This window comes from Variovorax sp. 05L425, assembly GCF_056397705.1.
In genome coordinates this window covers 52,866-76,842 of the sequence record NZ_JBFTNY010000028.1, presented here as the reverse complement: position 1 = coordinate 76,842, position 23,977 = coordinate 52,866, and the positions used below count along the sequence as shown (strand labels likewise).

At 65.7% G+C, this 23,977-nt stretch carries 24 protein-coding genes; 11 read left to right on the top strand and 13 right to left on the bottom strand.

Annotation, left to right across the window (positions count from 1 at the left end; all coding sequences use genetic code 11):
• From AC1DN9_RS25520 to AC1DN9_RS25510, 3 genes are all read right to left on the bottom strand, one after another.
• On the bottom strand, nucleotides 1-678 hold a 678-nt coding region (locus tag AC1DN9_RS25520; protein ID WP_478104653.1), incomplete at its 3' end, for an NAD(P)H-dependent flavin oxidoreductase.
• 5 nt (nucleotides 679-683) lie between these two features.
• On the bottom strand, nucleotides 684-2,237 hold the full coding sequence (locus tag AC1DN9_RS25515) for a long-chain-fatty-acid--CoA ligase (protein ID WP_478104658.1): 1,554 nt from the start codon (nucleotides 2,235-2,237) through the stop codon (nucleotides 684-686).
• A 17-nt stretch (nucleotides 2,238-2,254) separates the two neighbouring features.
• Nucleotides 2,255-3,910 (bottom strand): long-chain fatty acid--CoA ligase, encoded by a 1,656-nt coding sequence (locus AC1DN9_RS25510; protein ID WP_478104657.1) that lies wholly within the window; start codon nucleotides 3,908-3,910, stop codon nucleotides 2,255-2,257.
• Nucleotides 3,911-4,194: 284 nt separating this feature from the next.
• Between AC1DN9_RS25510 and AC1DN9_RS25505 the strand changes: the two genes are divergently transcribed.
• The 3 genes from AC1DN9_RS25505 to AC1DN9_RS25495 all read left to right on the top strand — a co-directional run bounded on the left by AC1DN9_RS25505 (nucleotide 4,195) and on the right by AC1DN9_RS25495 (nucleotide 8,884).
• Entirely contained in the window at nucleotides 4,195-4,761 is a 567-nt protein-coding gene (locus tag AC1DN9_RS25505; protein ID WP_478104651.1) for a DUF2889 domain-containing protein, read from the top strand.
• A 135-nt stretch (nucleotides 4,762-4,896) separates the two neighbouring features.
• The gene (locus AC1DN9_RS25500; RefSeq protein ID WP_478104650.1) at nucleotides 4,897-6,081 is read left to right on the top strand and encodes a PKD domain-containing protein; all 1,185 of its coding nucleotides are present in this window, start codon (nucleotides 4,897-4,899) and stop codon (nucleotides 6,079-6,081) included.
• Nucleotides 6,082-6,502: 421 nt separating this feature from the next.
• On the top strand, nucleotides 6,503-8,884 hold the full coding sequence (locus AC1DN9_RS25495; RefSeq protein ID WP_478104649.1) for a phosphocholine-specific phospholipase C: 2,382 nt from the start codon (nucleotides 6,503-6,505) through the stop codon (nucleotides 8,882-8,884).
• Between the two features lie 16 nt (nucleotides 8,885-8,900).
• Here AC1DN9_RS25495 and AC1DN9_RS25490 read toward each other — a convergent pair whose 3' ends face one another.
• From AC1DN9_RS25490 to AC1DN9_RS25475, 4 genes are all read right to left on the bottom strand, one after another.
• On the bottom strand, nucleotides 8,901-9,464 hold the full coding sequence (locus AC1DN9_RS25490; protein WP_478104647.1) for a hypothetical protein: 564 nt from the start codon (nucleotides 9,462-9,464) through the stop codon (nucleotides 8,901-8,903).
• Between the two features lie 25 nt (nucleotides 9,465-9,489).
• A complete protein-coding gene (locus AC1DN9_RS25485) occupies nucleotides 9,490-9,801 on the bottom strand; it encodes a hypothetical protein (RefSeq protein ID WP_478104646.1) in 312 nt (103 codons plus the stop codon).
• 43 nt (nucleotides 9,802-9,844) lie between these two features.
• Entirely contained in the window at nucleotides 9,845-10,258 is a 414-nt protein-coding gene (locus AC1DN9_RS25480) for a carboxypeptidase regulatory-like domain-containing protein (RefSeq protein ID WP_478104645.1), read from the bottom strand.
• A gap of 157 nt (nucleotides 10,259-10,415) precedes the next feature.
• Nucleotides 10,416-10,844 carry a PaaI family thioesterase gene (locus AC1DN9_RS25475; protein WP_478104644.1) on the bottom strand — a complete coding sequence of 143 codons (429 nt, stop codon included), beginning with the start codon at nucleotides 10,842-10,844 and terminating at the stop codon, nucleotides 10,416-10,418.
• 66 nt (nucleotides 10,845-10,910) lie between these two features.
• Between AC1DN9_RS25475 and AC1DN9_RS25470 the strand changes: the two genes are divergently transcribed.
• Both AC1DN9_RS25470 and AC1DN9_RS25465 read left to right on the top strand, forming a co-directional pair.
• Nucleotides 10,911-12,158, top strand: coding sequence for a cation:proton antiporter (locus AC1DN9_RS25470; protein WP_478104642.1), 1,248 nt, complete (start codon nucleotides 10,911-10,913; stop codon nucleotides 12,156-12,158).
• 58 nt (nucleotides 12,159-12,216) lie between these two features.
• Nucleotides 12,217-13,542 (top strand): NAD(P)/FAD-dependent oxidoreductase, encoded by a 1,326-nt coding sequence (locus AC1DN9_RS25465; protein WP_478104641.1) that lies wholly within the window; start codon nucleotides 12,217-12,219, stop codon nucleotides 13,540-13,542.
• Nucleotides 13,543-13,560: 18 nt separating this feature from the next.
• Here AC1DN9_RS25465 and AC1DN9_RS25460 read toward each other — a convergent pair whose 3' ends face one another.
• The 3 genes from AC1DN9_RS25460 to AC1DN9_RS25450 are packed head-to-tail and all read right to left on the bottom strand — an operon-like array spanning nucleotide 13,561 to nucleotide 15,724.
• Nucleotides 13,561-14,100: a methyltransferase family protein gene (locus tag AC1DN9_RS25460; RefSeq protein WP_478104640.1), complete on the bottom strand. Its 540-nt coding sequence runs from the start codon at nucleotides 14,098-14,100 to the stop codon at nucleotides 13,561-13,563.
• A 41-nt stretch (nucleotides 14,101-14,141) separates the two neighbouring features.
• Complete coding sequence (locus AC1DN9_RS25455) at nucleotides 14,142-14,549, bottom strand: hypothetical protein (protein WP_478104655.1); 408 nt, start codon at nucleotides 14,547-14,549, stop codon at nucleotides 14,142-14,144.
• A 35-nt stretch (nucleotides 14,550-14,584) separates the two neighbouring features.
• Nucleotides 14,585-15,724: an alpha-D-ribose 1-methylphosphonate 5-triphosphate diphosphatase gene (locus tag AC1DN9_RS25450; RefSeq protein WP_478104638.1), complete on the bottom strand. Its 1,140-nt coding sequence runs from the start codon at nucleotides 15,722-15,724 to the stop codon at nucleotides 14,585-14,587.
• Nucleotides 15,725-15,860: 136 nt separating this feature from the next.
• Between AC1DN9_RS25450 and AC1DN9_RS25445 the strand changes: the two genes are divergently transcribed.
• Nucleotides 15,861-16,565 (top strand): DUF1045 domain-containing protein, encoded by a 705-nt coding sequence (locus AC1DN9_RS25445; protein ID WP_478104637.1) that lies wholly within the window; start codon nucleotides 15,861-15,863, stop codon nucleotides 16,563-16,565.
• 18 nt (nucleotides 16,566-16,583) lie between these two features.
• Here the strand turns inward: AC1DN9_RS25445 and AC1DN9_RS25440 are convergent, their stop codons facing one another.
• Nucleotides 16,584-17,081, bottom strand: coding sequence for an arsenate reductase/protein-tyrosine-phosphatase family protein (locus tag AC1DN9_RS25440; protein WP_478104635.1), 498 nt, complete (start codon nucleotides 17,079-17,081; stop codon nucleotides 16,584-16,586).
• Nucleotides 17,082-17,194: 113 nt separating this feature from the next.
• Here AC1DN9_RS25440 and AC1DN9_RS25435 point away from each other — a divergent pair, with 113 nt between their 5' ends.
• Together AC1DN9_RS25435 and AC1DN9_RS25430 are read left to right on the top strand one after the other, a co-directional pair.
• Nucleotides 17,195-17,401, top strand: a complete 207-nt coding sequence (locus AC1DN9_RS25435) for a hypothetical protein (RefSeq protein WP_478104634.1) — start codon at nucleotides 17,195-17,197, stop codon at nucleotides 17,399-17,401.
• Between the two features lie 28 nt (nucleotides 17,402-17,429).
• Nucleotides 17,430-18,599, top strand: coding sequence for a mandelate racemase/muconate lactonizing enzyme family protein (locus AC1DN9_RS25430; RefSeq protein WP_478104633.1), 1,170 nt, complete (start codon nucleotides 17,430-17,432; stop codon nucleotides 18,597-18,599).
• Nucleotide 18,600: 1 nt separating this feature from the next.
• Here AC1DN9_RS25430 and AC1DN9_RS25425 read toward each other — a convergent pair whose 3' ends face one another.
• On the bottom strand, nucleotides 18,601-19,380 hold the full coding sequence (locus AC1DN9_RS25425; RefSeq protein WP_478104631.1) for a TSUP family transporter: 780 nt from the start codon (nucleotides 19,378-19,380) through the stop codon (nucleotides 18,601-18,603).
• Nucleotides 19,381-19,391: 11 nt separating this feature from the next.
• Nucleotides 19,392-19,535 (bottom strand): hypothetical protein, encoded by a 144-nt coding sequence (locus AC1DN9_RS25420; protein WP_478104630.1) that lies wholly within the window; start codon nucleotides 19,533-19,535, stop codon nucleotides 19,392-19,394.
• Nucleotides 19,536-19,835: 300 nt separating this feature from the next.
• On the opposite strand from AC1DN9_RS25420, the gene AC1DN9_RS25415 reads away from it, so the two are divergent.
• The 3 genes from AC1DN9_RS25415 (at nucleotide 19,836) to AC1DN9_RS25405 (ending at nucleotide 23,959) form a co-directional block, all read left to right on the top strand.
• Nucleotides 19,836-21,593, top strand: a complete 1,758-nt coding sequence (locus AC1DN9_RS25415) for a type I secretion system permease/ATPase (protein WP_478104629.1) — start codon at nucleotides 19,836-19,838, stop codon at nucleotides 21,591-21,593.
• On the top strand, nucleotides 21,590-23,005 hold the full coding sequence (locus AC1DN9_RS25410; RefSeq protein WP_478104627.1) for an HlyD family type I secretion periplasmic adaptor subunit: 1,416 nt from the start codon (nucleotides 21,590-21,592) through the stop codon (nucleotides 23,003-23,005). Before AC1DN9_RS25415 ends, AC1DN9_RS25410 begins: the two co-directional genes overlap by 4 nt.
• 153 nt (nucleotides 23,006-23,158) lie before the next feature.
• Nucleotides 23,159-23,959, top strand: coding sequence for a hypothetical protein (locus AC1DN9_RS25405; RefSeq protein WP_478104625.1), 801 nt, complete (start codon nucleotides 23,159-23,161; stop codon nucleotides 23,957-23,959).
• Nucleotides 23,960-23,977: the final 18 nt, after the last annotated feature.

Genomic DNA, 23,977 nt, shown 5'->3' with positions numbered 1-23,977 from the left:
TTGATCGGCATCGACGATGCGCTGCTTGAGGGCATCGTGCGCGCGAATCTCCCGCGCCACCATGAAGCGGCTGCCCATCACCACGCCGTCGGCGCCCAATGCCAGTGCCGCCGCGATCTGGCGTCCGCTGCCGATACCGCCGCCCAGGACCAGCGGCAAGCCGATCTGCTCCAGCGCATAAGCGCCGTTGACGAAGGCAGAGAGCGGGTTCGCGCCCGGATGGCCCCCCTCCTCGCATCCCACCAGCGCGATGGCATCCACGCCGAGGCGAGCCGCTGTCTGTGCGTGGCGCACGCTCGGGCACTTGTGCATCAGCAAGCCGCCGCCACGGTGGATGCGATCGATAAAAGGCTCGGGCGAATCGCCGGCGCTTTCGAAATGGCGCACGCCTTCTTCCAGCGCGGTCTCGATCCAACCCGGCACGTGCCTGTTGGCGCCTGGTCGTCGTGAAAGCGTGAGGTTGACGCCGAAGGCCTTGCCCTCGGTCAACTCGCGGCAGCGTCGGAGGTCTGCGCGCAGGTCATCCAGCGAATCGAAGGACCGCGCCGTGATGAAGCCCATGGCGCCCGCATTGACGACCGCCGCGACGATGCCCGACTGCCCCAGGTGATGCATGCCTCCGAGCAGGATCGGGTGGCGGATACCGAACAGCTCGGTGATGCGCGTGCGAAACGCCATCGCCGTCAGCTCACCTGGCGCAGCTGCCCCACCCAGTGCGGCTCGCGCAACTCGCGCTTGAGCACCTTGCCCGCCGCAGACAGAGGCAGGGCTTCACGGAACTCGACGGTCTTCGGGCACTTGTAGCCGGCGATGAGGCTGCGGCAATGGTCGTGCAGGCTCGCATCGTCCAGTTGGGCGCCGGGCTTGCGCACCACCACCGCATGCACCGCCTCGCCCCATTGCGCGTGCGGCACGGCGATGACAGCACAGGCTTGCACGGCCGGGTGGCGGGCGATCACGTTCTCGACCTCGGCCGAGTAGACGTTCTCGCCGCCACTCACGATCATGTCCTTGAGCCGGTCGACGATGAAGACGTGTCCGCCTTCGTCCATGCGCGCGCCATCGCCGGTGTAGAGCCAACCGTCGCGCAGCGCGCGCGCAGTTTCCTCGGGCTTGTTCCAGTAGCCGAGCATCACGTTGGGGCCACGCACGATGAGTTCGCCGACTTCGCCGCGCGGCACCTCCTGTCCGTTCGCATCGACCACCTTGACCATGACGCCGAAGGTGGCCCGACCCGCAGAGCGCGACAGACCCGAAGCGCGTCCTTCGGCGCCGTGGTTCTCGGGCGGGTTAGAGGTCGCTCCGCCCAGTTCCGTCATCCCATAGGAATGGGTGAACTCGACGCCGGGCAGCATATCCATCGCGCGCTCGAGCACCGATTCGGCGATGGGCGACGCGCCGTAGACCATGCGCTTCAGGCTCCCGAGATCGAAGCAATCGAACTCGGGGTGCGTGATCAGCGCCTGCAGCATCGTCGGCACCAGCAGCAGGTCGGTCACGCGCTCGCGTTCGATGATCTCCATCACTTCTCGCGCATCGAAGCTGGGTGCGAGCACGTGCGTCTCACCCGCGATGAACTGCACCAGCGCGCGGCCGATGCCGCCCATGTGGAACAGCGGCGCCACGTGCAGCGCGACGCTCGCGCCCGGCATCGGCGTTTGCGCAAGACGCTGGATGCCGATGGACCACAGTGTCCAGTGGCTGTGCATCACGCCTTTCGGGAAGCCGGTGGTGCCGCCGGTGTAGAGGATGCAGGCCAGGTCGCCGCCGGTGCGGCCGGCGTCCTCGACGGGATCGGCGGCTTCGATCAATGCTTCGAAAGACAACATGCCCGCGGGCGTTTCGCCTTCGCCGGCATAGATGAAGACCGGGACACGCTTTGCCGTTGCGCGGATGCCCTCCACGCGATTCAGGAAGTGGTCGTCGATCACCAGGATGCTGGTGTCACTGTCATCGAGCGAATAGACGATCTCCGGCACGCTCCAGCGCGTGTTGACCGGGTTGAGCACACCGCCGGCCCACCACACACCCATCAGGCATTCGAGCCAGCGGTCGGAGTTGACCCCGAGCATGCCGACACGATCACCGGCCTTCATGCCGGTGGCCTGCAGCGCACCCGCCAGGCGCGCCACGCGATCGCCGAATTCGCGAAAGCTCTGACGGCGGGCGTGGAACACCGTGGCCACGCGCTCGGGCGTGGCCTGGATCGAGCGCTGCAGCGCCAGCGTCATGGACATGGTCATGGTGATTGCTCTCAGTGGGCGGCCGATGCGACGCGTGCTTCCTGCTCCTGCAGTTCGCGCCAGGCGATCTTTCCGGTGGCGTTCTTCGGCAGGGCATCGACGATCTGCACGATGCGCGGCGCCTTGTAGGTCGCCATGTGCTCGCGGCACCACGCCAGCAGGCTGGCGCTGTCGTCCTTGCTGCCGCGTCGCAGTGTGACGACCGCCTTGACGGTCTCGCCACGGCGCTCGTCGGGCGAGGCGATCACGCAGGCTTCGAGGACCGACGGATGGCTGTGCAGGGCGGCTTCGACTTCGGCCGGCCAGACCTTGAAGCCCGATGCGTTGATCATTCGCTTCAGCCGGTCGCGCATAAAGACGTAGCCTTCCTCGTCCATGCTCGCGAGGTCGCCCGTGCGGAAGAAGCGTTTGCCGTCGATGACGATGAAGCTCTCGGCATTGGCGCCCGGGTGGTTCCAATAGCCCAGCATGATCTGCGCGGCATGCACCACGATCTCGCCCGCCTGGCCCTGGGGCACGGGCCACAGTGAATCCGGATCGATGATGCGAAGGTCCACGCCGAAGGTCGGCACGCCGAGGCAGCCCTTCTTCGGCTTGTGGAGCGGATTGGCGCAGAGGAAGTTGGCGCTCTCGGTCAGGCCGTAGCCTTCGATGTAGTCGAGGCCGTAGCGTTGCTTGAGGATGTCGTTCACGTGCTGCGGCGTCGCCGCGCCGCCGCCCGTCACGACCGTCAGGCTGCTCAGGTCGCGCGCTTCGATGCCGGGTTGCGCGAAGAAGTCGACCAGCATCGCCGGCAGCGCAGCCCAGAAACTCACGCTATGGCGCTCGATGAGCACCGCCGCCGCCTCGCGGTCCCAGCGCGGCATCAGCACGATGGTGCCGCCCCAGAAGATGGCGGAGTTGACGTTGTTCTGCAGGCCCAGCAGATGAAATAGCGGCGCCACGGCCAGGTACACCGACGAGGGATGGGTGCGCCGCCACAGCGACGAGCCGACGCACGAGGTCATCACCGTGCGATGCGTGTGCGCGCAGGCCTTGGGCTTGCCGGTGGTGCCCGAGGTGTAGGGCAGCATGCACAGGTCGTCGGGGCCGGCGCTATGGGCGTCGGGGACGCACCTGCGCGCGAGTGCTTCGTTCCATGAGATGGCCCGCGGCGGCATCTGCAGGTCGGTGACGCTCGTGCGCAGCCAATCCGGCGTGGGAAGTTCCGGGTCTTCATCGCCGAGCGCATCGCCATAGGCATGCACGACGACCTTCTTCAACGACTTGGCGCCCAGGAAAGGCGTCACGCGCTCGAGCAACTCGCTGGCCACGAAGGCCACCATCGCGCCGCTGTCGTTGACGATGTGTTCGAGCTCGTCGCGCAACAGCATCGCATTGACCGGCACGAACACCGCATCCGCGCGCAGGACGGCGAAGTACGCGGTGATGAACTGCGGGCAGTTCTGGCTGAATACCATCACGCGATCGCCCTTGGCCACGCCGCACACGCGTTGCAGGTAGCCGGCCATGGCTTCCACATCGGCCAGCAGCTCGGCGTATGAAACAGCCTTGCCGAAGAAATGGATCGCCGTCTTGGCCGGGTAGCGTTGCGCGGAAACCTCCAGGTTGCGGAACAGGCTGGTTTCCGGGATGTGCGCCACCCGCGGCAGGCCCTGGCGGGCCATGGCCGCGTCGATTTCAAGCGGGCCGATCGGCCGCTCGGCCACGCCGCCGGGCGTGGGGCAAGGGTGGAATGTGCTGGGTGGGAGCATGGTGCGGTCCGGCATGGGGGGTTGTCTCTTGAGTTGCCCCGAGTAAACCGCGCATCGCGGGAGCGATTGCCACCCCGAACGGGTGGTGAACGGGTCGTCAGTCGCCACCCGACCACCCACGCAGGGTGGGGCTCGCGCCGGCAGACTCGCCGAGCATCGGATCATGCCCAAAGAATCTGCCGAGGACACAGACCCCCATGGAATCGACCGCCACCCCATCTTCCCGTCGGCTGCTGCACACCCGCGAAATCGTCTGCAAAGGCTACCTGCGCGACGACGGCCTGCTGGACGTGGAAAGCACCATGCGCGACATCTCGCCGAACGGTTCCGATCTCTTCTTCAAGCCGCTGGGCCCCGGTGAAGACCTGCACCGGATGCGGATCGTCATGACGGTCGACAACCAGCTCGTGATCCGCGCAATGGAGGTGCACAGCGAAGCCGCGCCCACGCCGTATTGCGCCGAGAGCAATGCGAACTATGACGCGCTGGTCGGGCTGAAGATCGGCGCCGGCTTCACGAAGAGAGTCCGCAATCTCGTGGGCGGCAACAAGGGCTGCACGCACCTCACCGAACTGATGGGCCCGGCCGCTACCACCGCCATGCAGACCTGGTTCGCCTTGGGCCGCGAGCGTGGCGGCCTGCGCACGCTGCTCGCCGTGCCCGGCCCGCTGCCCAAGCCCGCATTGGCCGACACCTGCCAGGCCTATCGCAGCGGCGGCAAGGCACTCGAAGCCATCTGGCCGTTGGAACGTCGCGCCGGTTGACGACGACTGGCGTCCTTGCAGCGTGCGGTATTTCACGCTTCAGGAGGCGGCGGAGGCGAACCCCTCCCTTTGGGAGGGGGTCCCGCAACGCGGTCAATCGGAACATCGCTTTTTCCGAAAAAAGCACTACTTCCAATGAGCCTCCACCTGACCCCCTGCCCGAAACCCCTGACTCTCACGATCGCCGCCGCAGCGGCGGCGTTGGCCCTCGCCGGATGCGGCGGCGGCGGTAGTGGCGGCGGCTTCCTCCCTCTTTCCACTTCCGCGCCTGCCCCGGCGGCGCAAGCGCCGGCAGCACCGCCGGTTGCGCCTTCGGAACTGCCGACTGATTCGACAAGCAAAAACGATGCGCCTGTGAGCAATGCTGGCACCGCGCAAAGCACGATCACCGGCAAGGCGTTCAAGCTCGACGGCAGCGCCAGCTCGGATGCCGACGGCGACGCGCTCACCTACAAATGGACCCTGGCAAACAAGCCGGCCACGAGCACGGCCGCTCTGGCTTCCCCAACGGATGCCAAGCCAGAGTTCACCGCTGACGTGGCAGGCGACTACGAGTTCAGCCTCATCGTCAACGATGGCAAGGCGGACAGCGAGTCGGCAAGCGTGACGGTGACCGTGGCGCTTGCCACTTGGCATGATGCGGATTGCTCGCAAACCGGGACGGCTCTGCCGGCATGTTCGACGAACTTCTCCGATAACCACGCGAGAGCTGAAATCGCAACGGAGAGCAACCTAAATGTCATCCAACTCTCGACCGACGCATCGTCGCCGTCCAGCCCCAGCAGCAACAATGGCGTGACGGGCAACAAGGCCGTCTACGGCCTGAATTTCCTGCACAAGGTCAAACTGTCCGAATTCCCCGGCATCAGCTTCGCGATGAAACTGAACACCGGTGACACGACCCTGCCTGTTGATGCCTATGTCAACTACACGATCAGCCTGACGTGCGACGGAGCCAACTGGGTGAACCTGGTGACGGGCGCGGGCGTCATGACCCCTTCTGGTGTCGATTCCAATGGGTATGCGACCTACTCTGCGAAGCCGAGCGAAGTCAAGTGGGCGAAAACTGGGACGGCAGGGCTTGTCAAGAACGGCACGACTCTGTTGAATGGTGTGAACGGCACTGGCGGCGGACCTCTCGCACTGGATGCGCTGATCGCCGCGTACCCGAATGCCTGCATCTACAACTTCCAGAACCCCCTTCCGGGCGGCATCTCGCCGACGCCCGCGGTGGTGATCAACCTCGGTGACTCGAGTACCCTGACCGCCAAGAAGGCCTGGTTCAAGGACATCAAGATCGGCGACAAGACCGTCTTCTGATCGAGGTCAATCCTGCCAACAAAAAAAGCGCCCAGTGGGCGCTTTTTTTTGCCTGCGATATCCGTCATCGTCGCTACATCGCAGCGTCATGATGGATGCCTAGTCTTGGTACGCCTTGGTGCATCGACGTTCGAGCAACCACGGTCCCAAAAAACGGAGTATCCCGACTATGAATCCATGGTTTGTCTTGCGCGCGCCTGTCGCGCTTTCGATCCTGGCATGCGCCTTGACCGCCTGTGGCGGTGATGGCGGTGGCAGCGGCCTTGGCGGAGCAACTGCCGCATCTGGCGCTTCCGCGACCAGTAGCACCCCCAGCAAGCCCGATGCCGCCTCGACTTCGTCCGACACCAGCCAGCCCAGCGTGAGCTACGCCCCCTGACGCTCTGCGCGTGCCATTACCCTCAAGAACCAACTCAAACACATGACCACACGACGCAAGTTTCTCCAGAGCACCACCGGCACCGGCATCGCCGCCGCCACGCTGGCCACCTTTCCCCCCAGCATCCGCCGCGCGCTGGCCATCCCCGCCCACCACGACACCGGCACCGTCAAGGACGTGAAGCACGTGGTGCTGCTGATGCAGGAGAACCGCTCCTTCGACAGCTACTTCGGCACGTTCAAGGGCGTGCGCGGCTTCGGAGACCGCTTTGCCGTGCCGGCGCCCAACGGCAAGAACGTCTTCTCGCAGACCTATACCAAAACAACGCCGCCGAGCACCTTCGTCCCCTATCACCTCGACGAGAGCCAGGGCAACGCGCAGCGCGCCGGCAGCACGCCCCACACCTGGTCCGATTCGCAGGCGGCATGGGACCACGGCCGCATGTACAAGTGGCCGGACGCCAAGGGCCAATTGGCGATGGGCTACTACGAAACCGCGGAAGTCCCATTCCAGCGCGCGCTGGCCGAAGCTTTCACGCTGTGCGACCACTACCACTGCGGCATGCACACGGGCACCATCGCGAACCGGCTGTTCTATTGGAGCGGCACCAACGGCCCGAACGGTGCCAGTCCGCTCGACGGCAGCAAGGTCCAGGTCGCAGCACTGAACAACCAGTTCAACGGCGGCAATGACATCGGCGCTTCCACCGACGGTTGGACCTGGACCACCTACGCCGACCGCCTGGAGAAGGCCGGCGTGAAATGGAAGGTCTACCAGAGCCTCATCGACAACTATGGCTGCAACGAAATGATGGGCTTCCGCCACTGGCGCGCTGCGATCGAGCAGATGCCGGCGGCGCGTCGTCCGGTCTATGTCGCGGCGACGGACATCACCCAGCCGGTCACCGCGGCCGGCCCGTTCTATGACCCGGTCGTCGACGACACCCTCAGCCCGCTGGCCAAGGGCTTCGGCAACACGATGCCGTACGGCTTCCTCGAAACGTTCCGCGACGACGTCAAGAACGGCACGCTGCCGGCGGTGTCGTGGATCATTTCCCCGTCCGCCTACAGCGAGCACCCCGGCCCGTCGAGCCCGGCAAAGGGCGGCTGGTACGTGCAGCAAGTGCTGGACGCGCTGACCGCCAACCCCGAGGTCTGGAGCAAGACCGTGCTGCTGATCAACTTCGACGAGAACGATGGCTTCTTCGACCATCTGCCCTCGCCGTCGGTGCCGTCACGCAATGCCGACGGTTCGCTGTCCGGCGGCTACACGCTGGCCGACGCCGACGTGGCGGTCGAGTATCACAACTTCGCGCCCGCCACCGCGAGCCAGCCCGCTGCCGACGGCCGGCCCTACGGTCCGGGCCCGCGCGTGCCGATGTGGGTGGTATCGCCCTGGAGCCGCGGCGGCTGGGTCAACTCGCAAGTGTCCGACCACACATCGACACTGCTCTTCCTGGAGAAGTGCTTCGGCGTGGTCGAGCCCCAGATCAGCAAGTACCGCCGAGCCGTCTGCAGCGACCTCACCAGCGCCTTCAACTTCGAGCGGCCCAACGACGAGCCGCTGCCCACCCTGGCCGGCCGCAAGACCAAGGACGAGGCCGATGCGCTGACGGCCGCCCAGCAGGCGCTGCCGAAGATCATCCCGCCGACGGACCCCACCCTGCCCGTGCAGGCCACCGGCGTGCGTCCTTCGCGCGCCCTGCCCTACGAGCTGCACACGAGCGCGCGCAGCGACTCGGCCAACGGACGCATCCAGCTGCTGTTCGCCAACAGCGGTCGCGCCGCTGCCGTGTTCCATGTCTACGACAAGCTGCACCTGTCAGACCGCCTCCCACGCCGCTACATGGTCGAGCCCGGCAAGCAACTCAACGGCGACTGGACCGCGATGACCGACAACGCGGGGCTGTATGACCTTTGGGTGCTTGGCCCCAACGGCTTCCATCGCCAGTTCAAGGGCGACCTGAACGCGCTGCGTGCAGCCGGTGCGGCAGCGCCCGAGATCCGCGTGGGTTACGACACGCGAAGCGGCGACATCCACCTGCAGTTGCGCAACGACGGTCGTCGCGATTGCCGCTTCACCGTGAGGCCGAACAAGGCCTACGCGCGTCCCCAGGCGCTCGGCTTCGGCGGCAAGGACGGCCATGACGACCGCCGCGACAACAACGGCCGCGGGCATGACGACCACAACGATCACGATGACCACGGCGGCATCGGCGCCAACGCCGACGGCTCGTGGAGCGTGCGCGTCAAGGGCGGCGACGACGCCAGCCTGCGCTGGCGCCTGGACGCCAGCGGCCAGTGGTACGACTTCGTGGTGACCTGCGATACGGATGCCAGCTTCTACCGGCGCTTCGCGGGCCGGGTCGAGACCGGACGGCACCTGGTGAGCGATCCCGCGATGGGCCTCGCAGACCGTTTCTGAGCGACGAAGCCCGGCGTCACCGCGTCGCGCGATGGGCGTAAAAGCTCGCCGGGGCGGATTCGAGGAGCACGGCGCCTGTCTTGTCGACGAGCGCCACCTGAAGCGTGTGTTCGACACGGTCCTCGGCCGCCCCCTGCCAGTCGCCTGCGGTGACCTTGAACTTCGCGGATTGATGACTCGACGGCAGGGCATTGCCGTCCAACGTCACCCTGATCCGGTCGCCTGCGCCCGCTCGCAAGGCCGGGCTGATGTTCACACTGACCGAGAACTCGCCCGTGTTCGTATGGATCGTGCTGCCATCCGCCGGCGATTGGATCGTCAACGACCTGTAGGGCGGCGGCGCGTTGTCGATCGATGGCGCCGGGGCCGTGGGCACTGGATCGGACTGGATCACGTTCGGCGGCGGCAGATCAATGACCTTGGCGCCCGGCGACGGCTCGTCGGAAAACACCGGACCGGCCTTGTCTTTCGACTTGTAGACGCTGTCTTGCGCGCTGGACAGCGCGCAGAACGCGACGAGGGCCGTCGCAGCGGCCGAGCGGGTCCACTTGCCGAACTTGAGCACGTCGCTGCTTCTCATAGGCCATCCTCCTCGGCGGGCGGCTTCAGCGCGCCCGGATGACGTCGGAGACTACGCCGTTCTCATTGACCGTGCAGTTCACGGCCGGCTTTCCCGGGCCGATGCTCAGGGTGACGACGTAGATGCCTTCTTGCATGGTCTGCGTGTCGGTGGTTGGCGTCACGCTTTCCTTCGGCACCTTGAACTCGCGGGCGACCGAGTCAATGCAACTGGTGCGCGACACCAAGGGCGACATGAAGCCGCCGATGAGAGGTTTCGGCGGTTGGTAGTTGGCGCAACCACTCGCGAGCATGCCGAAGGCGACGGCGGCCACAAAGGAAAGACGGCGATCCCACATGTTGACTCCTTGGACGGCCGGCCATCCGGCTTCGGGTGGCGGGCTAGAAGCTGAAATCGATCGCCTTCGGGCCACCGCCAATCGTGACGCTCTGCGACTTGGTCTTGCCCATCGCTTGTCCTTCGACGGTGTAGCTTCCGTCCGGCAGCTTGATCAGGCAGATGGGTCCGGTCGACGGAACCGTCAGAACGCTGGCGCCCTTTGCATCCTTGATCGTCACATTGACCGAGGCCATGTATTCGCCGCTGGCAGATGCGAACAGCAGCGACAGCGGGTAGTCCTTCCGGGCGGCGAGCATCGCCTTGGACGATGCCTGGCCAATGCCGCCGCACGTGAAGCTTGCGGCTCCCTGGGTTTGCAGCGGAGGTATGGCGGGCAGATCCTGGGCGAGCAGGGGCGCCGCCACGCAGGTGAGAGCGACGGCGGTGACGCGAACGGTCAAAAACGAGAGACGCATGCGAATCTCCTCAACGAGGGAAGGAGCCATTCAGGCCCCTGCATCCATTCTCAAAAAAGTGGGGCCGGGTGCGCCATCCCGGCGGCCACCTAGCTTCACGTACGTGGCACCCGTACTTGTGGTCGCTTGGCATTCGTCATCTCCAGACTTGGAATCGTCAACGCTGGCGTCCAACATTCACGATGGTGGCCTGCATGAGAGCAACCACCTTGTATGCATCTCCAGCGCCAGAAAACGCCCGGACTTCGCCGCTGCAGACCGTCAGGAGCTTTCCAGAGTTCTGCACCCGTCCGATGGCCAGGAAGCGCTCGCCGAGAGCCGGTCGTATGAGGTTGATTTTGAATTCCGCGGTGACGACCTCGAAACCAGGCGGTGCCTTCGTCAATGCTGCATAGCCACATGCGCTGTCGACAATGCTTGTCGTCGCGCCTGCATGAAGGTAACCATGCTGCTGAGAGAGGCCGATCGAGAAGGGCAACTCGATATGGACTTCGCCGTCCGCCACCATGACAAGGCGTGCACCCATGGTGGTCATCAGGCCTTGCGCGTTGAAGCTGTCCGCAATGCGTTTTTGAATGTCGCTCATCGGGGTTGTGAAAATGTGAAAGTGGAATCATGCGACATACTTCGGGTCGTTTTTTCCGGTTTGTCCATGTCACTCGCGCTCTTGCTCCTTCAACTCACCGTCATCCTGGTCGTCGCCCGGGGATGCGGCCTGTTGCTTCGCGCTTTCGGCCAGCCGATGGTCATTGGCGAGATGGCGGCCGGAATCCTGTTGGGGCCCGTCGTGCTCGGGGCGCTGTTTCCCCAGTGGCATGCGCAACTGTTTCCGCCGGACTCGCTGCAAGGTCTGTCGTCTTTGGCATCCCTGGGTATCGTCGTGTTCATGTTCGTGGTCGGCGCCGAGCTTCGCGCGCCGAGTGGCGTCGTCGCGCAGGTCAAGGCTGCGGGCTGGGTCGGCGTCTGCAGCATGGTGTTGCCGATGGTCCTCGGCCTGTCGATCGCGCCCGTCCTCCATCCCACGCTGGCGCCCAGTGGATCGCCGTTCTGGCCGTTCGCCCTCTTCCTCGGCGTGGCGCTGTCGATCACGGCCTTTCCGGTGCTCGCGCGCATCCTGAAGGACCGCCACATGACGCAAACGCGGATCGGGCAACTGGCGCTGGGTGCGGCGGGCGTGGTGGACTCGTTGGCTTGGGTGCTGCTGGCCCTGGTCGTCGCCTTCGCGAGTTCGGGGGCGGGATTCGAGGGTTTCTTCAGGATCAGCCTGGGGCTGGTCGCGCTGGTCGCCGTCGTGTTCGTCGTCATCAAGCCCGCGCTGGCCCGAATGCTGCGGGTGCATGCGCCAGACGGCGTGCCCTCCTCCATGGTGCTGGCGGCCCTCATGATCGGACTGCTCGCCTGTGCCATGGTGACCGAGTGGCTGCATCTCCACGCCGTCTTCGGCGCCTTTCTGTTCGGGGTGAGTCTGCCCCGCGATGACCGACTGCTGAAGCATCTGATCGAGAGGCTGGAGCCCTTGTCGATCATCGTGCTGATGCCGATCTTCTTCGCGCTCGCGGGCCTGGGGACAACGCCGGGCGCGTTCGCCGGCGCCGGGCTGGGAGCCATGGGGCTGATCTTGCTGGTGGCGATGTTTGGCAAGATCGCGGGCGGTGCGGCCGGCGCGAGGGTGTGTGGCTATGGTTGGCGAGAAAGCCTTGCGACCGGCACGCTGATGAACTCGCGCGGCCTGATGGAATTGATCGTCATCAAGGTCGGACTGGATGCGGGATTGATCGGTGCCGAGCTGTTCACGATGCTGCTGGTCATGGCGCTGGTGACGACGGCCGCAACGGGTCCGTTGCTCACGCTCATGGCCCGACCTGGCCACGCTCCGGTCGGCACGACGCCAAACCGCTGATCGCCAGCGGCAGCGCGCCATTGGAAATTGGAAATTGGAAGAGAAGGAAAGTCAGCTCATGCAAGCAGTTCAGGAATGCGATGTGCTCGTCATCGGTGGAGGGCCTGCGGGTTCGACCATCGCAGCGCTTCTCGCGCGCGAAGGTCGAAGCGTGGTGTTGCTCGAGAAGGAGCATCACCCGCGATTCCACATCGGCGAATCGCTGCTGCCGGGCAATGTCGATCTGTTCGACAAGCTCGGCGTGCGCGCTGAAGTCGACAAGATCGGCATGCCCAAGTTCGGGATCGAGTTCGTGCCGCCGGACCTCGACTACTGCAGCTACGTCGATTTCTCGGAGGGGTGGGACCCCACCAAGGACTCCGCGTGGCAGGTGCGCCGTTCGGAGCTCGACGAACTGTTGTTCCGCAATGCCGCCAAGGTGGGCGCGCTGGCCATTGAGGGCGCCAAGGTGCGCGAGGTCGATTTCGACGACACCGGCGCCACGGTGCATGCGCAGCTCGACGACGGCGACAGCCGAACATGGCGAACGCGCTTCGTCGTCGATGCCAGCGGCCGCGACACGCTGTTGGCCAACAAGTTCAAGTGCAAGAAGAAGAACGCGCATCACAACAGCACCGCGCTCTTCGGGCACTTCCGCAACGCGCGGCGGCTGGAAGGCAAGCGTAAGGGCAACATCAGCATCTGCTGGTTCGAGCACGGCTGGTTCTGGTTCATCCCGCTGGCCGACGGCACCACCAGCGTCGGCGCAGTGTGCTGGTCCTACTACCTGAAGGCGCGAGACAAGCCGCTGAAGGAGTACTTCTTCGACACCATCGCGATGTGCCCGGAACTGCACGACCGGCTGAAGGACGCGACGCTGGTCGACGATCGAGTGCACGCGACGGGCAACTTCTCGTATTCGAGCTCGCACGCGACCGGCGCGCGCTACCTCATGGTGGGCGATGCCTTCACCTTCATCGACCCGATGTTCTCGTCGGGTGTGTTCCTGGCGATGCAGAGCGCTTTCGACGGCGCACAACTCGTGCAGACGGCGCTGGACCGGCCACAGGAACTGGCCGAGGCGCGGAAGGCACTCGAGAAGCGCATGCGCGTGGGCCCGCGCGACTATTCGTGGTTCATCTATCGCGTCACGAACCCGACGATCCGGGACATGTTCATGCATCCGCAGAACATCCTCAACGCAAAGCAGGGGCTCATGTCCCTGCTCGCCGCCGATATCCATCAAGGGCGTGGGTATCGCCGGTCATTGTGGATGTTCAAGGTGGTCTATTACTTCGTCTCTCTGGTGAACTGGCGCCGGACGTATGAAGGATGGAAACGCCATCGCTTCAACATTCGCGACATGGGGCCACTGCGCGGAGAGACCATTCAGAAGGCAGATTGAGCCGGCGTTCGTTCGACTTCAAAGCGAAAACGGAACAAGCGCCGGAACGCGCTGGCTGTAGGCGTCGTACGCTTCACCGAACTGCTCACGCATCCAGCGCTCTTCCATGCGCAGCTTTCGTCGGAAGGAAAGGAAGACAAGCACGACCGCGACCACGCCTGCGAGGTCCCCTCGTGCAAAGGCGGAGCCGATGAACGCCAGCAGCAGGCCCGTGTAGATCGGGTGACGGACGATCCTGTAGGGGCCACTGGTGACGAGTTCGTGGTTCTCTTTCACCGTCACCGTGCCGCTCCAATTCCTGCCCAGATATGCGCGCGCCCACACGCTGAACAGAAGACCCATCAGCGTGACGGCCGCGCCGATCCAGAAGGACCATGCGGCGCGCGGAACGATGCGCTGATCGAGCAGCGAGACAGCGACGTTCGGACGCCACAGCAGGCCCATGGCCAGCATCAGAGGGACGATGTGCAATAGCCGAGAGCGAACCGACTCATGGCGCACAGTGGCCTTGACGTTGCGCGACATCGCCCACCAATACGCCGCCCAAGTCAGCCACATGGCCGGAATCAAGGATCGATAGACGAGATGCATCGGCAACCCTAGTGCTGTCCGGAAATCCTCGCCCATGCGGCGCGAAGCCGCCTGGCGCGGTCTTCGAAGAGGTAGGAGCCAGCCAGCGTCAGCAGACCCGAAATCACGCCCGTCACGATGGCTTCCGCAAAGGGGATATCGTAGTGATTCGCGTGCGAGTAGGCGTCGCCCAACATCGTCAGGCAGCCGACGACCAGTGAGTTGCCGTATCGGTTTGAATAGAGCCTTGCCACCGGCGTGAACGTCAGGAGCACGGCAAGGATCCCGGTGGCCAGGCCCGTCTGAAGTGCGGTCGCCCAGTGGGCAAGGCTCATGAGATTGCCCCAGCTGCCCGGCATGCAGGTCATGCACGCGCTTGTCGGCTGCCAGAATCGCTGGAGAAACAGCCTGACGCGGCACTTCCAATCGCTTGACATCATGGCGACCGTCCTCCAGATTTGAGTGCAGGGTTTCAGGCCACGCGCCGCCCGCGAGACCAGGCTTCGCACACGACCGGCACGCTGCCCACGCGGCGCACGCGAAGCACGTCGGCGCGCAGGCCCTGTGCGATGCGGCCGCGATCGCGCAGGCCGCTGGCGACCGCGGGGCCGCTGCTGACGATGGCCACGGCTTGCGGCAGCGTGCAGGTGCCAATGTCCACGAGGCGCCAGGCTGCCTGCAGGAGGCTGGCAGGCACGTAGTCCGACGAGAGGCTGTCGACCAGGCCTTCACGTGCAAGGTCCGTCGCCGACGCATTGCCGGAGTGCGAACCGCCCCGCACGACGTTCGGCGCGCCCATGACGGTCGACAACCCCAGTTCCCGGGCACGACGCGCCGCTTCCAGCGTGGTCGGAAATTCGCTCATCGACGCGCCCAGGCGTTTCGCCTCTTCCACGTGCTCGGCGGTGGTGTCGTCGTGTGTCGCAAGCGAGATCTCATGCGCGCGAGCGAAGTCGGCGAACCATCGGCGATTGGGTTCCGCATGGAGCGCCTGCCGCTCAGGTGCAATGCGCACTTCGTCGGCGAACTTGGCGTCGCTCCAACCCTTCTTGCCCGTGTAGTAGACACGGGCGTGTTCGAGATCGTGCCATTGACGCTGGCCCGGTGTGTGGTCCATCAGCGAGATCAGGCGCAGGCGGCGGTGCTTGGCAAACGGCGCGAACAGTTCGCGCGCATTGGCCGCCGGCAGTTCGCAGCGGATGTGGATGAAATGATCGGCGCGCAGCGTGCCGGCTTCCTCCAGCGTGTCGAGGACCTGAAGCAGGTCGCTCTGGTCGTGGGAGCGGAAGCCATCGCCGTAGGGGTCGCCGACGCCGATCGCATCGAGCACCGTGGTGATGCCGTTCGCGGCCATCTCGGCATCGTGCGCCTGGACGGCAGGCTGCATCGGGAACTTGACCTTGGGGCGCGGCATCACGTGCCGCTCCAGGTTGTCGGTGTGCACCTCCACCAGGCCGGGCAGCAGCCAGTCACCGTTCCAGTCGATCGCGCCGGGCCGCGTGCTCGCACCGTGGTCGATGGCGGCGATGCGTCCGTCGTTCAGGCAGACGTGGCCCGAGATGACCTCGCCATCGAGCACGATGCGGGCGTTGTGGATGACAGTCTCGGTCATTGGGTGATTTCCAGTTCGGCGGATGCGGCAGCAGCAGCAGGTCTGACGGAAGGATAAACCGGCGCGCCATACTCGAACGTGCGATGACACCACTGCCAATGAACGAAATTCCCGACCCCGGCGAAGGCCCGAAGGCATGAGCTCGGGCGACGACCGCTACGCCGTCTACTGGGCGCCCGACGCTGCGCATCCCCTGTGGGCTGCCGGTTGTGGCTGGCTCGGGCGCGATCCGCAGTCGAGGATGGATGTCAGGCCGCAGCCGCCGCGTGCGAACGTCGCCGCGCCTGCGCGCTACGGCTTCCATGCCACCTTGAAGGCGCCCTTCCGGCTGGCGGCCGGGAGATCGTTGCAGGACCTGAGACGCGCTGTCGCCGCACTGGCGGAGCGGCACCGCGATTTCGAGATGCCCACGCTGGAAGTTGCGTGGCTGCAGGACTTCGTCGCTTTGCGCCCCGTGCTGGCGCCGGACCCGGGACATCCGCTGCGGCAACTGGCCGACGCTTGTGTCAGCGAACTCGACGAATTTCGTGCGCCTGCGCCTCCCGGCGAATTGGCCCGGCGCGCTGCGGAAGCTGCTGGCGACGCATCCAGCCTGGCGCGGCTCGCGCGCTGGGGCTATGCGCATGTTTTCGATGGCTGGCGCTTTCACATGACGCTGAGCGACCGCTTCGCCGATCGGGGCTCGCTCACTGCGAGGCAATTCGAACAGGACGCGCGCGCCTGGTTTTCCCGGAGCCTGGTGCAGCCGTCGCGCTGTGCCGCGCTCAGCATCTTCCACGAAGCCGGCGCCGGGGAGCCCTTTCGCATGATCGAATGGCTGCCGCTGGTTGGCGAGGCGTGAACGGTACCCGTGCGAACCCTATTGCAAGTGCGCCAGATCGCGGACGTCCGAACGCATCGCTGCCGCATCGGCGCCGTGCAGCGGCAGGCTGATCATCAGTTCCAGGCGCCGGCGCAAGGCGTACAGCGTCTGGATGGCTGCATGGGCGGCTTCTTCAGGACTGTCGAGGGCCGCAACGTCCGGAAACGCCCACAAGGCAGCGGCGGGCTGGCCCGGCCATCGCGGCTGGAACGCCAGGGTCGCCTCGTCCAGGGTAATGACGAAATCCGCCCTGTGCGAGCTTGCGCGCGCCAGTTCGTCCCACCCCCGAGGATGCACCGGCGGCACCGGGATGCTCGCACTGGCGAGTGCGCCCATGGCGGCCGGATGTAAGGCCACACTGACATAGCCTGGCTGGCCGCACGACAAAGCCGTGAATCGATCCGCGCCGAGGTGCGCAAGACAGGCCTGGGCCAAAATGCTCCGCAGCGAGTTGCGGCGCGACACGAAAATCACCTCGAAGCGCTTTGCGACCATTGAAATGCGATTGCAACGAATGACAAGACATAGCGTAGAGCCGGCGATGCAATATGCGCAAGCGCGCCGACCCGGGCCCGTCGAAACGAGACCGTGTCTCAACGGAGCATTCCATGAGCAAAGACCTTGACCGGCTGAAGCACCTCGTCGTCAAGATGCAGGTTCGGTATGGGGAGAGCGATCCCGACGTCCAGCAACTGGTGGCGGATGTCGAGGCGCTCGAAGCCTACGAAGCGAAGGGGCGCCACGCGTTCGACACGCAGGCGTTGCCGCAGCAATGGGACCGGAGGATGCGCCTGGGCGACGGCGCCCACGCCTGACGGCCGCCGCGCGGGGGACAATCCGCGGATGACTTCGAACGCACCGGACAACGCCTCCTCTTTCACCGTGGAGCGCTTCGACGTTTTCGTGTTCCGCGCCCCTGCCGATCCGCCGGTGCAGACCTCCTTCGGGATCATGCGCGACCGCCCCGCGGTGCTGGTGCGGCTGACCGATGCCGACGGTGCGGTGGGCTGGGGCGAGATCTGGTGCAATTTTCCGACCGTGGGCGCCGAGCATCGCGCACGCATGGCGCTGGCCTACTGCCGTCCGGCAGTCACAGGTCGCGCCTGGTCGCATCCGCGCGAATGCTTCGATGAACTGACGCGCCGTTTCGCGGTGCTCGCGCTGCAGACCGGCGAGCACGGAACGCTGAACCAGATCGTGGCGGGTGTGGACACCGCCCTGTGGGACCTGTACGCACGGCGCAAGGGCCGCCCGCTGTGGCAGGTGCTGGGCGGCGCCGAGGCGCAACCCGTGCAGGTCTACGCCTCGGGCCTCAACCCTGGCGAGCCCGAGAAGCTCGCGCTGCAGAAGCGCGACGAGGGCTACCGCGCGTTCAAGCTCAAGGTCGGCTTTGGCGCCGAGCGCGATCTCGCCAACCTGCGCGCCCTGCGCGACGCACTGGGCAGCGAGGCCACGATGATGGTCGACGCCAACCAGGCCTGGGACTTCGACGAAGCCTGCAAGGCCGGCGAGCGCATGGAAGATTTCGACCTGTTGTGGCTCGAAGAGCCGTTGCGCGCCGACCAGCCCGCACAGCGCTGGAAGGAACTGGCCGAGCGCCAGTCGCTCACGCTGGCCGGCGGCGAGAACCTCGCGGGCTTTGCGCAGTTCCGCGAGTTCATCGCGGCCGAGGGCATGGCGATCATCCAGCCTGATCTCGGCAAATGGGGTGGTTTCAGCGGCTGCCTCGAAGTGGCGAAGCAGACCCTCGCTGCTGAAAAATGGTATTGCCCGCATTGGCTCGGCGGCGGCATCGGTCTGGTCGCGTCGATGCATCTGAAGACCGCCGTCGGCGGACCGGGCTATGTCGAGGTCGATTCGAACCCGAACCCGTTGCGCGAACTGCTCGCGGTGCCCAACTTCAAGGTCAACGACGGCTGGGTGCAACTGTCGAACGAACCCGGGCTCGGCGTGGCGCCGGACCTCGCGGCCTGCAAGGATTTCGTGGTCGACCTGCCGCTCGTCGGCCTCTGAATCAGCCCTGCGCGATCGTGATCCATGCGCTCGCGATCAGCGTCGAGCCGGCGACGGCCAACAGGCCGCCGACCAGCCATTTCAGCGTGCGCGGCTGGAGCTTGTTCGGCAGCCGGTGATGCAGCCGCGTCGCACCGTAGACGACCGGCATCGCGCACCCGGCCAGCAGCGCCGAATACCATGAGAAGTGGCCCGTCGGCAGAACGATCACGAGCCGCACCAGCGAGTTGAACGCGAACATCAGCAGCAGCGCACGGCGCACGAGTTCCCGATCCAGCGGCTGGCGGTACATGTGGAAGACGATGGGCGGCCCCGAACTGGAGAACAGCCCCCCGAGCACGCCCGACAGCCCGCCGATGACGGCAAAGCTCGTCGGCCCCGACACCGTGGCAAGCGGCTTGGCCTGCATCACCAGCAGCACTGCGCAGCCGAGGATCGACACGCCCAGCAGGCCCCGAAGCCACACCACCGCACCGCCGCTGAGCCAGGTGAGCAGCATCAGCCCCACGATCACGCCGACCGTGCTGCCGTTGAGCGCCGGCCTCATCAACTTCCACGGCACCACACCCGGCCGTGCACGGAAGTAACTCCATCCATTGACCAGGCTCAACACCGTGGCGGCGTTGGCCGCATCGCTCACGCTCGCGATATGGAACACCGACACCAGGCCGAGCAGGATCAGGCTGAACGCGAAGCCCGTGAGGTTCTGCGCGTAAGTGGCCAGCGCCACGCACGCCATGAAGACCAGCACCGGGCCGGCCTCGGAAAGAATCGCTTGCACCGATGATGACGTCAGTGGACGCCGCTCTCGAAGCCGGCCCGGCCACGCACCTCGCCGGTGCTCGGGGTGCCCGACATCAGCCACGTGCCGAGCGGTAGTCCGGGCTGGGCGAGGCGGCTGCGGAATGCGTTGGAAAGAGGGTCTGAGGCGGACATTCCTGTGAGCTTACCCGCTGAGGCTCAGTAGATCGGCGGCTCGGACAGTTCTTTGTCCCTGGACTCTTCAACTAGCTCGGCGTGTGCGCCGCTTCGGAGCGAACGTACCACGCGCTCGGGAGGCAGCGAATGAGACGAATCTCATCGACAGCGGCCTCTCCTTACCCGAGGCTCAAGTGAAAGAAAACAAGCGCGTATCTCTTCTTGCCGTCGGGGGAGTCGGGGTCCGCGCATCAAGAAAAGGTGGAGGAGTCCTTGTTGGTCCCGGTTCCCAATTCTTCCGCGCGCATCCCTTCTTCAGTGGCTCCCGCACGGGACGAGCGCATCCTTGCGTGGCCGACATCGGGCGAATGGGCCGGCGCTTTCCTGGCAGGAACCATCGTTCACCTGCTTCTGCTGATCCCCACGCTAATCACGCTGCAAATCTACGACCGCGTTCTGTCCAGTCGTAGCACCGAGACCCTGCTCATGCTGCTCGCCGCCGCAGCCTTGTCGCTCGCGGCATGGTGGGTAGTCGACACCTCCCGCGTCCGCTGGCATGCGGCGCGTGCGGCTGGATTGGAGGATCAGCTCACGCGCGCGCTGATGCCGTTGACGCTCCATGTTCCTGCCATTCAGGCGAGTTCAGTGGCGCAGCAACTCTTTCGGGACATCGGCACGCTGCGCGCATTCGTCGGCGGCCCCGCATTACTCGCGTTGATCGATCTCCCATGGTGCGTGGTCTACCTGCTGGTCCTCGCGGGCTTCCATCCGCTGCTGGGCGCGGTGGCGCTCGCGGGCATGCTGACCCTGATCGGACTCGCGTGGCTCACCGAATGGCGATTGCACGGCGCGGTCGGCGCGGCGGAAAAGGCCCATATGCAGGCGCATCGCATGAGTGGCGAGGTCGCCGCCTTCACCGACGTGCTGCAGGCGCACGGCCAGCAGCATCAGGTCGGTAACGCACTGATCGCGATCAGGGGCGAGGCCTCCATCGCGCGGATGAATGCCGACCTGCCGGGCCACGGCTTGAAGGGGTTCGGCAAGCTCGCGCGGCAGGTGCTGCAGATCGCGATGCTCGCCACGGGCGCGTGGCTGGTGCTGCAGGGGCAGGCCACGGGCGGCGTGATGATCGCGGGCAGCATCTTGCTCGGCAAGGCCCTCGCGCCGCTGGAGGTGCTGATCGGCGGTTGGAAGCAGCAACTGCAGGCGCGCGAGGCGCTCGCCCGCCTGCGGCAGGCCCTGGCGTCCGAAGCCCGTGGCGCGAGTCGAACGCCCGAGACGATCCTGCCGCCGACCAGGGGCGAATTGAACGTGAGCCATCTGGCGGTGCGGCCATTGCCGACCGAGGCCGCCATCCTGCACAACGTCAGCTTTGATCTGCCCGCAGGGGGGATGCTCGCGGTGCTCGGCTCCAGCGGCAGCGGCAAGAGCACGCTCGCCCGCGTGCTGGCTGGCGTGCAGGCGCCGACCCAGGGAGAGGTTGCCATCGACTGCGCGGCGCTGCATCAGTACGGGGCGCAGGCCCGTGGGCAGAGCACCGGCTTTCTTCCACAGGAAGTCCTGTTGCACTCGGGCACGGTTGCCCACAACATCGCGCGCCTGTGGCGACCGACCGGGAAGCTGACGCAGGAGCAAAGCGATGCCGTCGTGCTCGCAGCGCAGCGTGCGGGCGCGCATGAGCTGATTGCCGCCCTGCCGAAGGGATACGACACCCTGATCGGCCAGGAGCCCGGCGCGCACGTCCTCTCGGGCGGGCAGCGCCAGCGCATCGCTCTGGCCCGCGCGATCTATGCGACACCAGGCGTCGGTGAGCCAAGCCTCGTGGTGCTGGATGAACCCAACAGCCAGCTCGACGCCGAAGGCGAAGCCGCGCTGGAGCGCTGCCTGCATGGCCTGCGCGAGCGCAGGCGCACCGTCGTCGTCATCACCCACCGCCCGCACCTGATCGGCCTCGCGAGCCACGTACTGGCGCTCGCGCAGGGGACGGTCGAACAATTCGGCCCGCGCGAGCAGGTACGGCAATGGATGGTCAAGCGCAATCAAGCCAGGATCGCAAGCCGGGCGGCCAGCACATGAACGTCATCGATCAACCTGCCGCGAACGATCCCGCCGCCGATCCTTCGCCCGCTTGGCAGCAGGAGATGCGCCGCGCATTGCGTGCCGGGGTCTGCGGTACGGTGCTCGGGCTCGTGGCCCTGAGTGCATGGGCCGCGCTTGCGCCGCTGGCCGCCGCCGTCATCGCGGAGGGAACTGTCAAGTCGGTCGGCAACCGCAAGACCGTGCAGCACGCCGAGGGCGGCATCGTCGCGGCCATTCACGTGAAGGACGGTGACCGGGTGAAGCAGGGCCAGCCCCTCATCACGCTGGCCGACGCGCGCGTGGCCGCAGGCGCTCAGTCGCTGCGCGAGCAGTGGATCGTGAACAGCCTGAAGGTGCAACGCCTGAGCGCCGAGACGCGCGGCGCGGCCTTCACGCCCGACATCCGCGCACTTGAGCAGCAGGATGACCACGCGGGCCACAACGAGACGAGCGGAACGGATGAGGCGGACGAAGCGCAGGTTGCGCTCCTCGCGCAGCGCGAGCTGGAGCTATTCACCGCGCGCGCCCGCCAGCAGGCCGAACAGGCCCGGTGGTTGAGCGAACAACTGTCGCAAATCCAGAGCGAGACCAAGACGCAGACCGAACTGATCGCCACCACCGAATCAGCCCTCCGGCTCGCGCAGCAAGACCTTGCGATGAATGAGAGGCTCAAGGCTGACGGCTTCATCAGCGCCGCCAGATTGGCCGAACTGCAGCGGGTCGTGGCGGACTACCGCGCGCGGGTGCAAGGCGGGCAGAGCCAGCTCTCGCAGGCCCGCCAGAAGGAGGCCGACACGCGCCTGAAGCTCTCGGCGCAGCGCACCGAGTTCGCGCGTGCGGCGGCTGATGAGCTGAAGGAGATCACCGCGCAGCTCGCGCAGACGACGCAGGCACTGCGCCCCGCGCTCGATGCGCAGACGCGGCAGCAGGTGGTGGCCCCGGTGGATGGTGAAGTGGTGGGCCTGAAGGTGCATACGGTGGGCGCGGCCATCGGCCCGCGCGAGCCCCTGCTGGACATCGTGCCGACGAACTCCGAGCTTGTGATCGAAGCGCGCATCGCTCCGACTGACATCCGCGATGCGCAGAAGGCCTTGGCGCACGGGGCGCTCGCGCATGTGATGCTGCCTGCCTATCGCACGCGCGCCACGCCCAAGGTGGATGGGCGCGTGACCTACGTCGGGGCGGACCGCCAAGTCGACCCTCAGACCCCGAATGCGCCGTATTACGTCGCGCACGTCAATGTCAGCCCCGAAGCACTGGACACCGCCAGCAGGCTTGCCGGTCAGCCGCTGGTGCTGTCACCGGGCATGCAGGCCGAGGTCTTCATCCCGACCGCCGAGCGCAGCGCGTGGCGCTACCTGTTCGATCCGGTGCTGGATGGCATCCGACACAGCTTGCGTGAGCGCTGATGAGCCGGAGCACTACATGACCAAGACAACGACAAAGAGCTATTGATGACCCAACCGCCTCCATCCGTGAACACACCTGCTCCGCCGTCTTCTGCCGAAGAGGAGGCCAGCACGCGTCCGCGCCACCGGGGGCGTTGGGTCATCCTCTTGCTATTGGCCTTCTTCGTGATTTCGGCTCTCGCTGCGTGGTTCACTCTGCGAGTGGTCGGCTACAGCATGAACGGCTTTCAACCGCCTGAAATGGCGGCTGCGCAGTTCTCTTCCAGCGACGTGGTGGGCGACCTTGGGGGGATGCCCGTCACGATCCCGAGGCATTTCGCCAACTACGTGGAGTACGACGGCGACCCCGGATTTGGCGAGAAGCGCAAAGGTCCAACACCGGAGCGGACCCAGCAGTCAAGACTCATGAGTTTCGGATATGACGTGCGCCTCCCCGACATGGCCGGCATGTCCAGTGCGGAGATATGGAAGGACAGGCAGCGCTATACGGTTTTTGACACGCCCTGGATTCACGTCGGTGTGCAGACTGGAGAAATCTATCCGGGTGACGGCTCCTTGGATCGCTTGACCGCCGCGCTATCGCGCCCTGGGGTGCTCAGCTACGAAAAATATGAAGTGCTTCCGCAGGCCGAGTACGGCCTGACCGTCTATGCACCTGCCGGCATCGACCCGAAGACCGACCGACCATATCGGGAGAACCGCAACGCTCGCGATGTGTTCATCCACCGGGTCAAGGACGGAAAGGTCGATGCCTATATCTCGTGCAGCAACGTACCTCACGAAGCGGCCCCCTGTCAGCACTTCTTCAGCCTGGGGCCGCAAGTGCACGCGGACATTTCGATGCGCTACAGGCGGGGCCACCTGTCGCAATGGCGGGAGATCCAAACGGCGGTCACCGATCAGCTCCTGAGCTTTAGAACAAAGGACGCCAATCCTTCCACAGTGAATCGGTAGGCGTCCCTTTCGACCCGA

What these genes read in the sequence shown, in the direction of transcription:
- AC1DN9_RS25450 (WP_478104638.1), bottom strand. Translation starts at nt 15,724, where the DNA reads ATGACCGAGACTGTCATCCACAACGCCCGCATCGTGCTCGATGGCGAG.
- AC1DN9_RS25480 (WP_478104645.1), bottom strand. Translation starts at nt 10,258, where the DNA reads ATGCGTCTCTCGTTTTTGACCGTTCGCGTCACCGCCGTCGCTCTCACC.
- AC1DN9_RS25490 (WP_478104647.1), bottom strand. Translation starts at nt 9,464, where the DNA reads ATGAGAAGCAGCGACGTGCTCAAGTTCGGCAAGTGGACCCGCTCGGCC.
- AC1DN9_RS25410 (WP_478104627.1), top strand. Translation starts at nt 21,590, where the DNA reads ATGAACGTCATCGATCAACCTGCCGCGAACGATCCCGCCGCCGATCCT.
- AC1DN9_RS25455 (WP_478104655.1), bottom strand. Translation starts at nt 14,549, where the DNA reads ATGTCAAGCGATTGGAAGTGCCGCGTCAGGCTGTTTCTCCAGCGATTC.
- AC1DN9_RS25430 (WP_478104633.1), top strand. Translation starts at nt 17,430, where the DNA reads ATGACTTCGAACGCACCGGACAACGCCTCCTCTTTCACCGTGGAGCGC.
- AC1DN9_RS25460 (WP_478104640.1), bottom strand. Translation starts at nt 14,100, where the DNA reads ATGTGGCTGACTTGGGCGGCGTATTGGTGGGCGATGTCGCGCAACGTC.
- AC1DN9_RS25465 (WP_478104641.1), top strand. Translation starts at nt 12,217, where the DNA reads ATGCAAGCAGTTCAGGAATGCGATGTGCTCGTCATCGGTGGAGGGCCT.
- AC1DN9_RS25470 (WP_478104642.1), top strand. Translation starts at nt 10,911, where the DNA reads ATGTCACTCGCGCTCTTGCTCCTTCAACTCACCGTCATCCTGGTCGTC.
- AC1DN9_RS25505 (WP_478104651.1), top strand. Translation starts at nt 4,195, where the DNA reads ATGGAATCGACCGCCACCCCATCTTCCCGTCGGCTGCTGCACACCCGC.
- AC1DN9_RS25515 (WP_478104658.1), bottom strand. Translation starts at nt 2,237, where the DNA reads ATGTCCATGACGCTGGCGCTGCAGCGCTCGATCCAGGCCACGCCCGAG.
- AC1DN9_RS25485 (WP_478104646.1), bottom strand. Translation starts at nt 9,801, where the DNA reads ATGTGGGATCGCCGTCTTTCCTTTGTGGCCGCCGTCGCCTTCGGCATG.
- AC1DN9_RS25445 (WP_478104637.1), top strand. Translation starts at nt 15,861, where the DNA reads ATGAGCTCGGGCGACGACCGCTACGCCGTCTACTGGGCGCCCGACGCT.
- AC1DN9_RS25440 (WP_478104635.1), bottom strand. Translation starts at nt 17,081, where the DNA reads ATGGTCGCAAAGCGCTTCGAGGTGATTTTCGTGTCGCGCCGCAACTCG.
- AC1DN9_RS25420 (WP_478104630.1), bottom strand. Translation starts at nt 19,535, where the DNA reads ATGTCCGCCTCAGACCCTCTTTCCAACGCATTCCGCAGCCGCCTCGCC.
- AC1DN9_RS25510 (WP_478104657.1), bottom strand. Translation starts at nt 3,910, where the DNA reads ATGGCCCGCCAGGGCCTGCCGCGGGTGGCGCACATCCCGGAAACCAGC.
- AC1DN9_RS25435 (WP_478104634.1), top strand. Translation starts at nt 17,195, where the DNA reads ATGAGCAAAGACCTTGACCGGCTGAAGCACCTCGTCGTCAAGATGCAG.
- AC1DN9_RS25495 (WP_478104649.1), top strand. Translation starts at nt 6,503, where the DNA reads ATGACCACACGACGCAAGTTTCTCCAGAGCACCACCGGCACCGGCATC.
- AC1DN9_RS25500 (WP_478104650.1), top strand. Translation starts at nt 4,897, where the DNA reads ATGAGCCTCCACCTGACCCCCTGCCCGAAACCCCTGACTCTCACGATC.
- AC1DN9_RS25475 (WP_478104644.1), bottom strand. Translation starts at nt 10,844, where the DNA reads ATGAGCGACATTCAAAAACGCATTGCGGACAGCTTCAACGCGCAAGGC.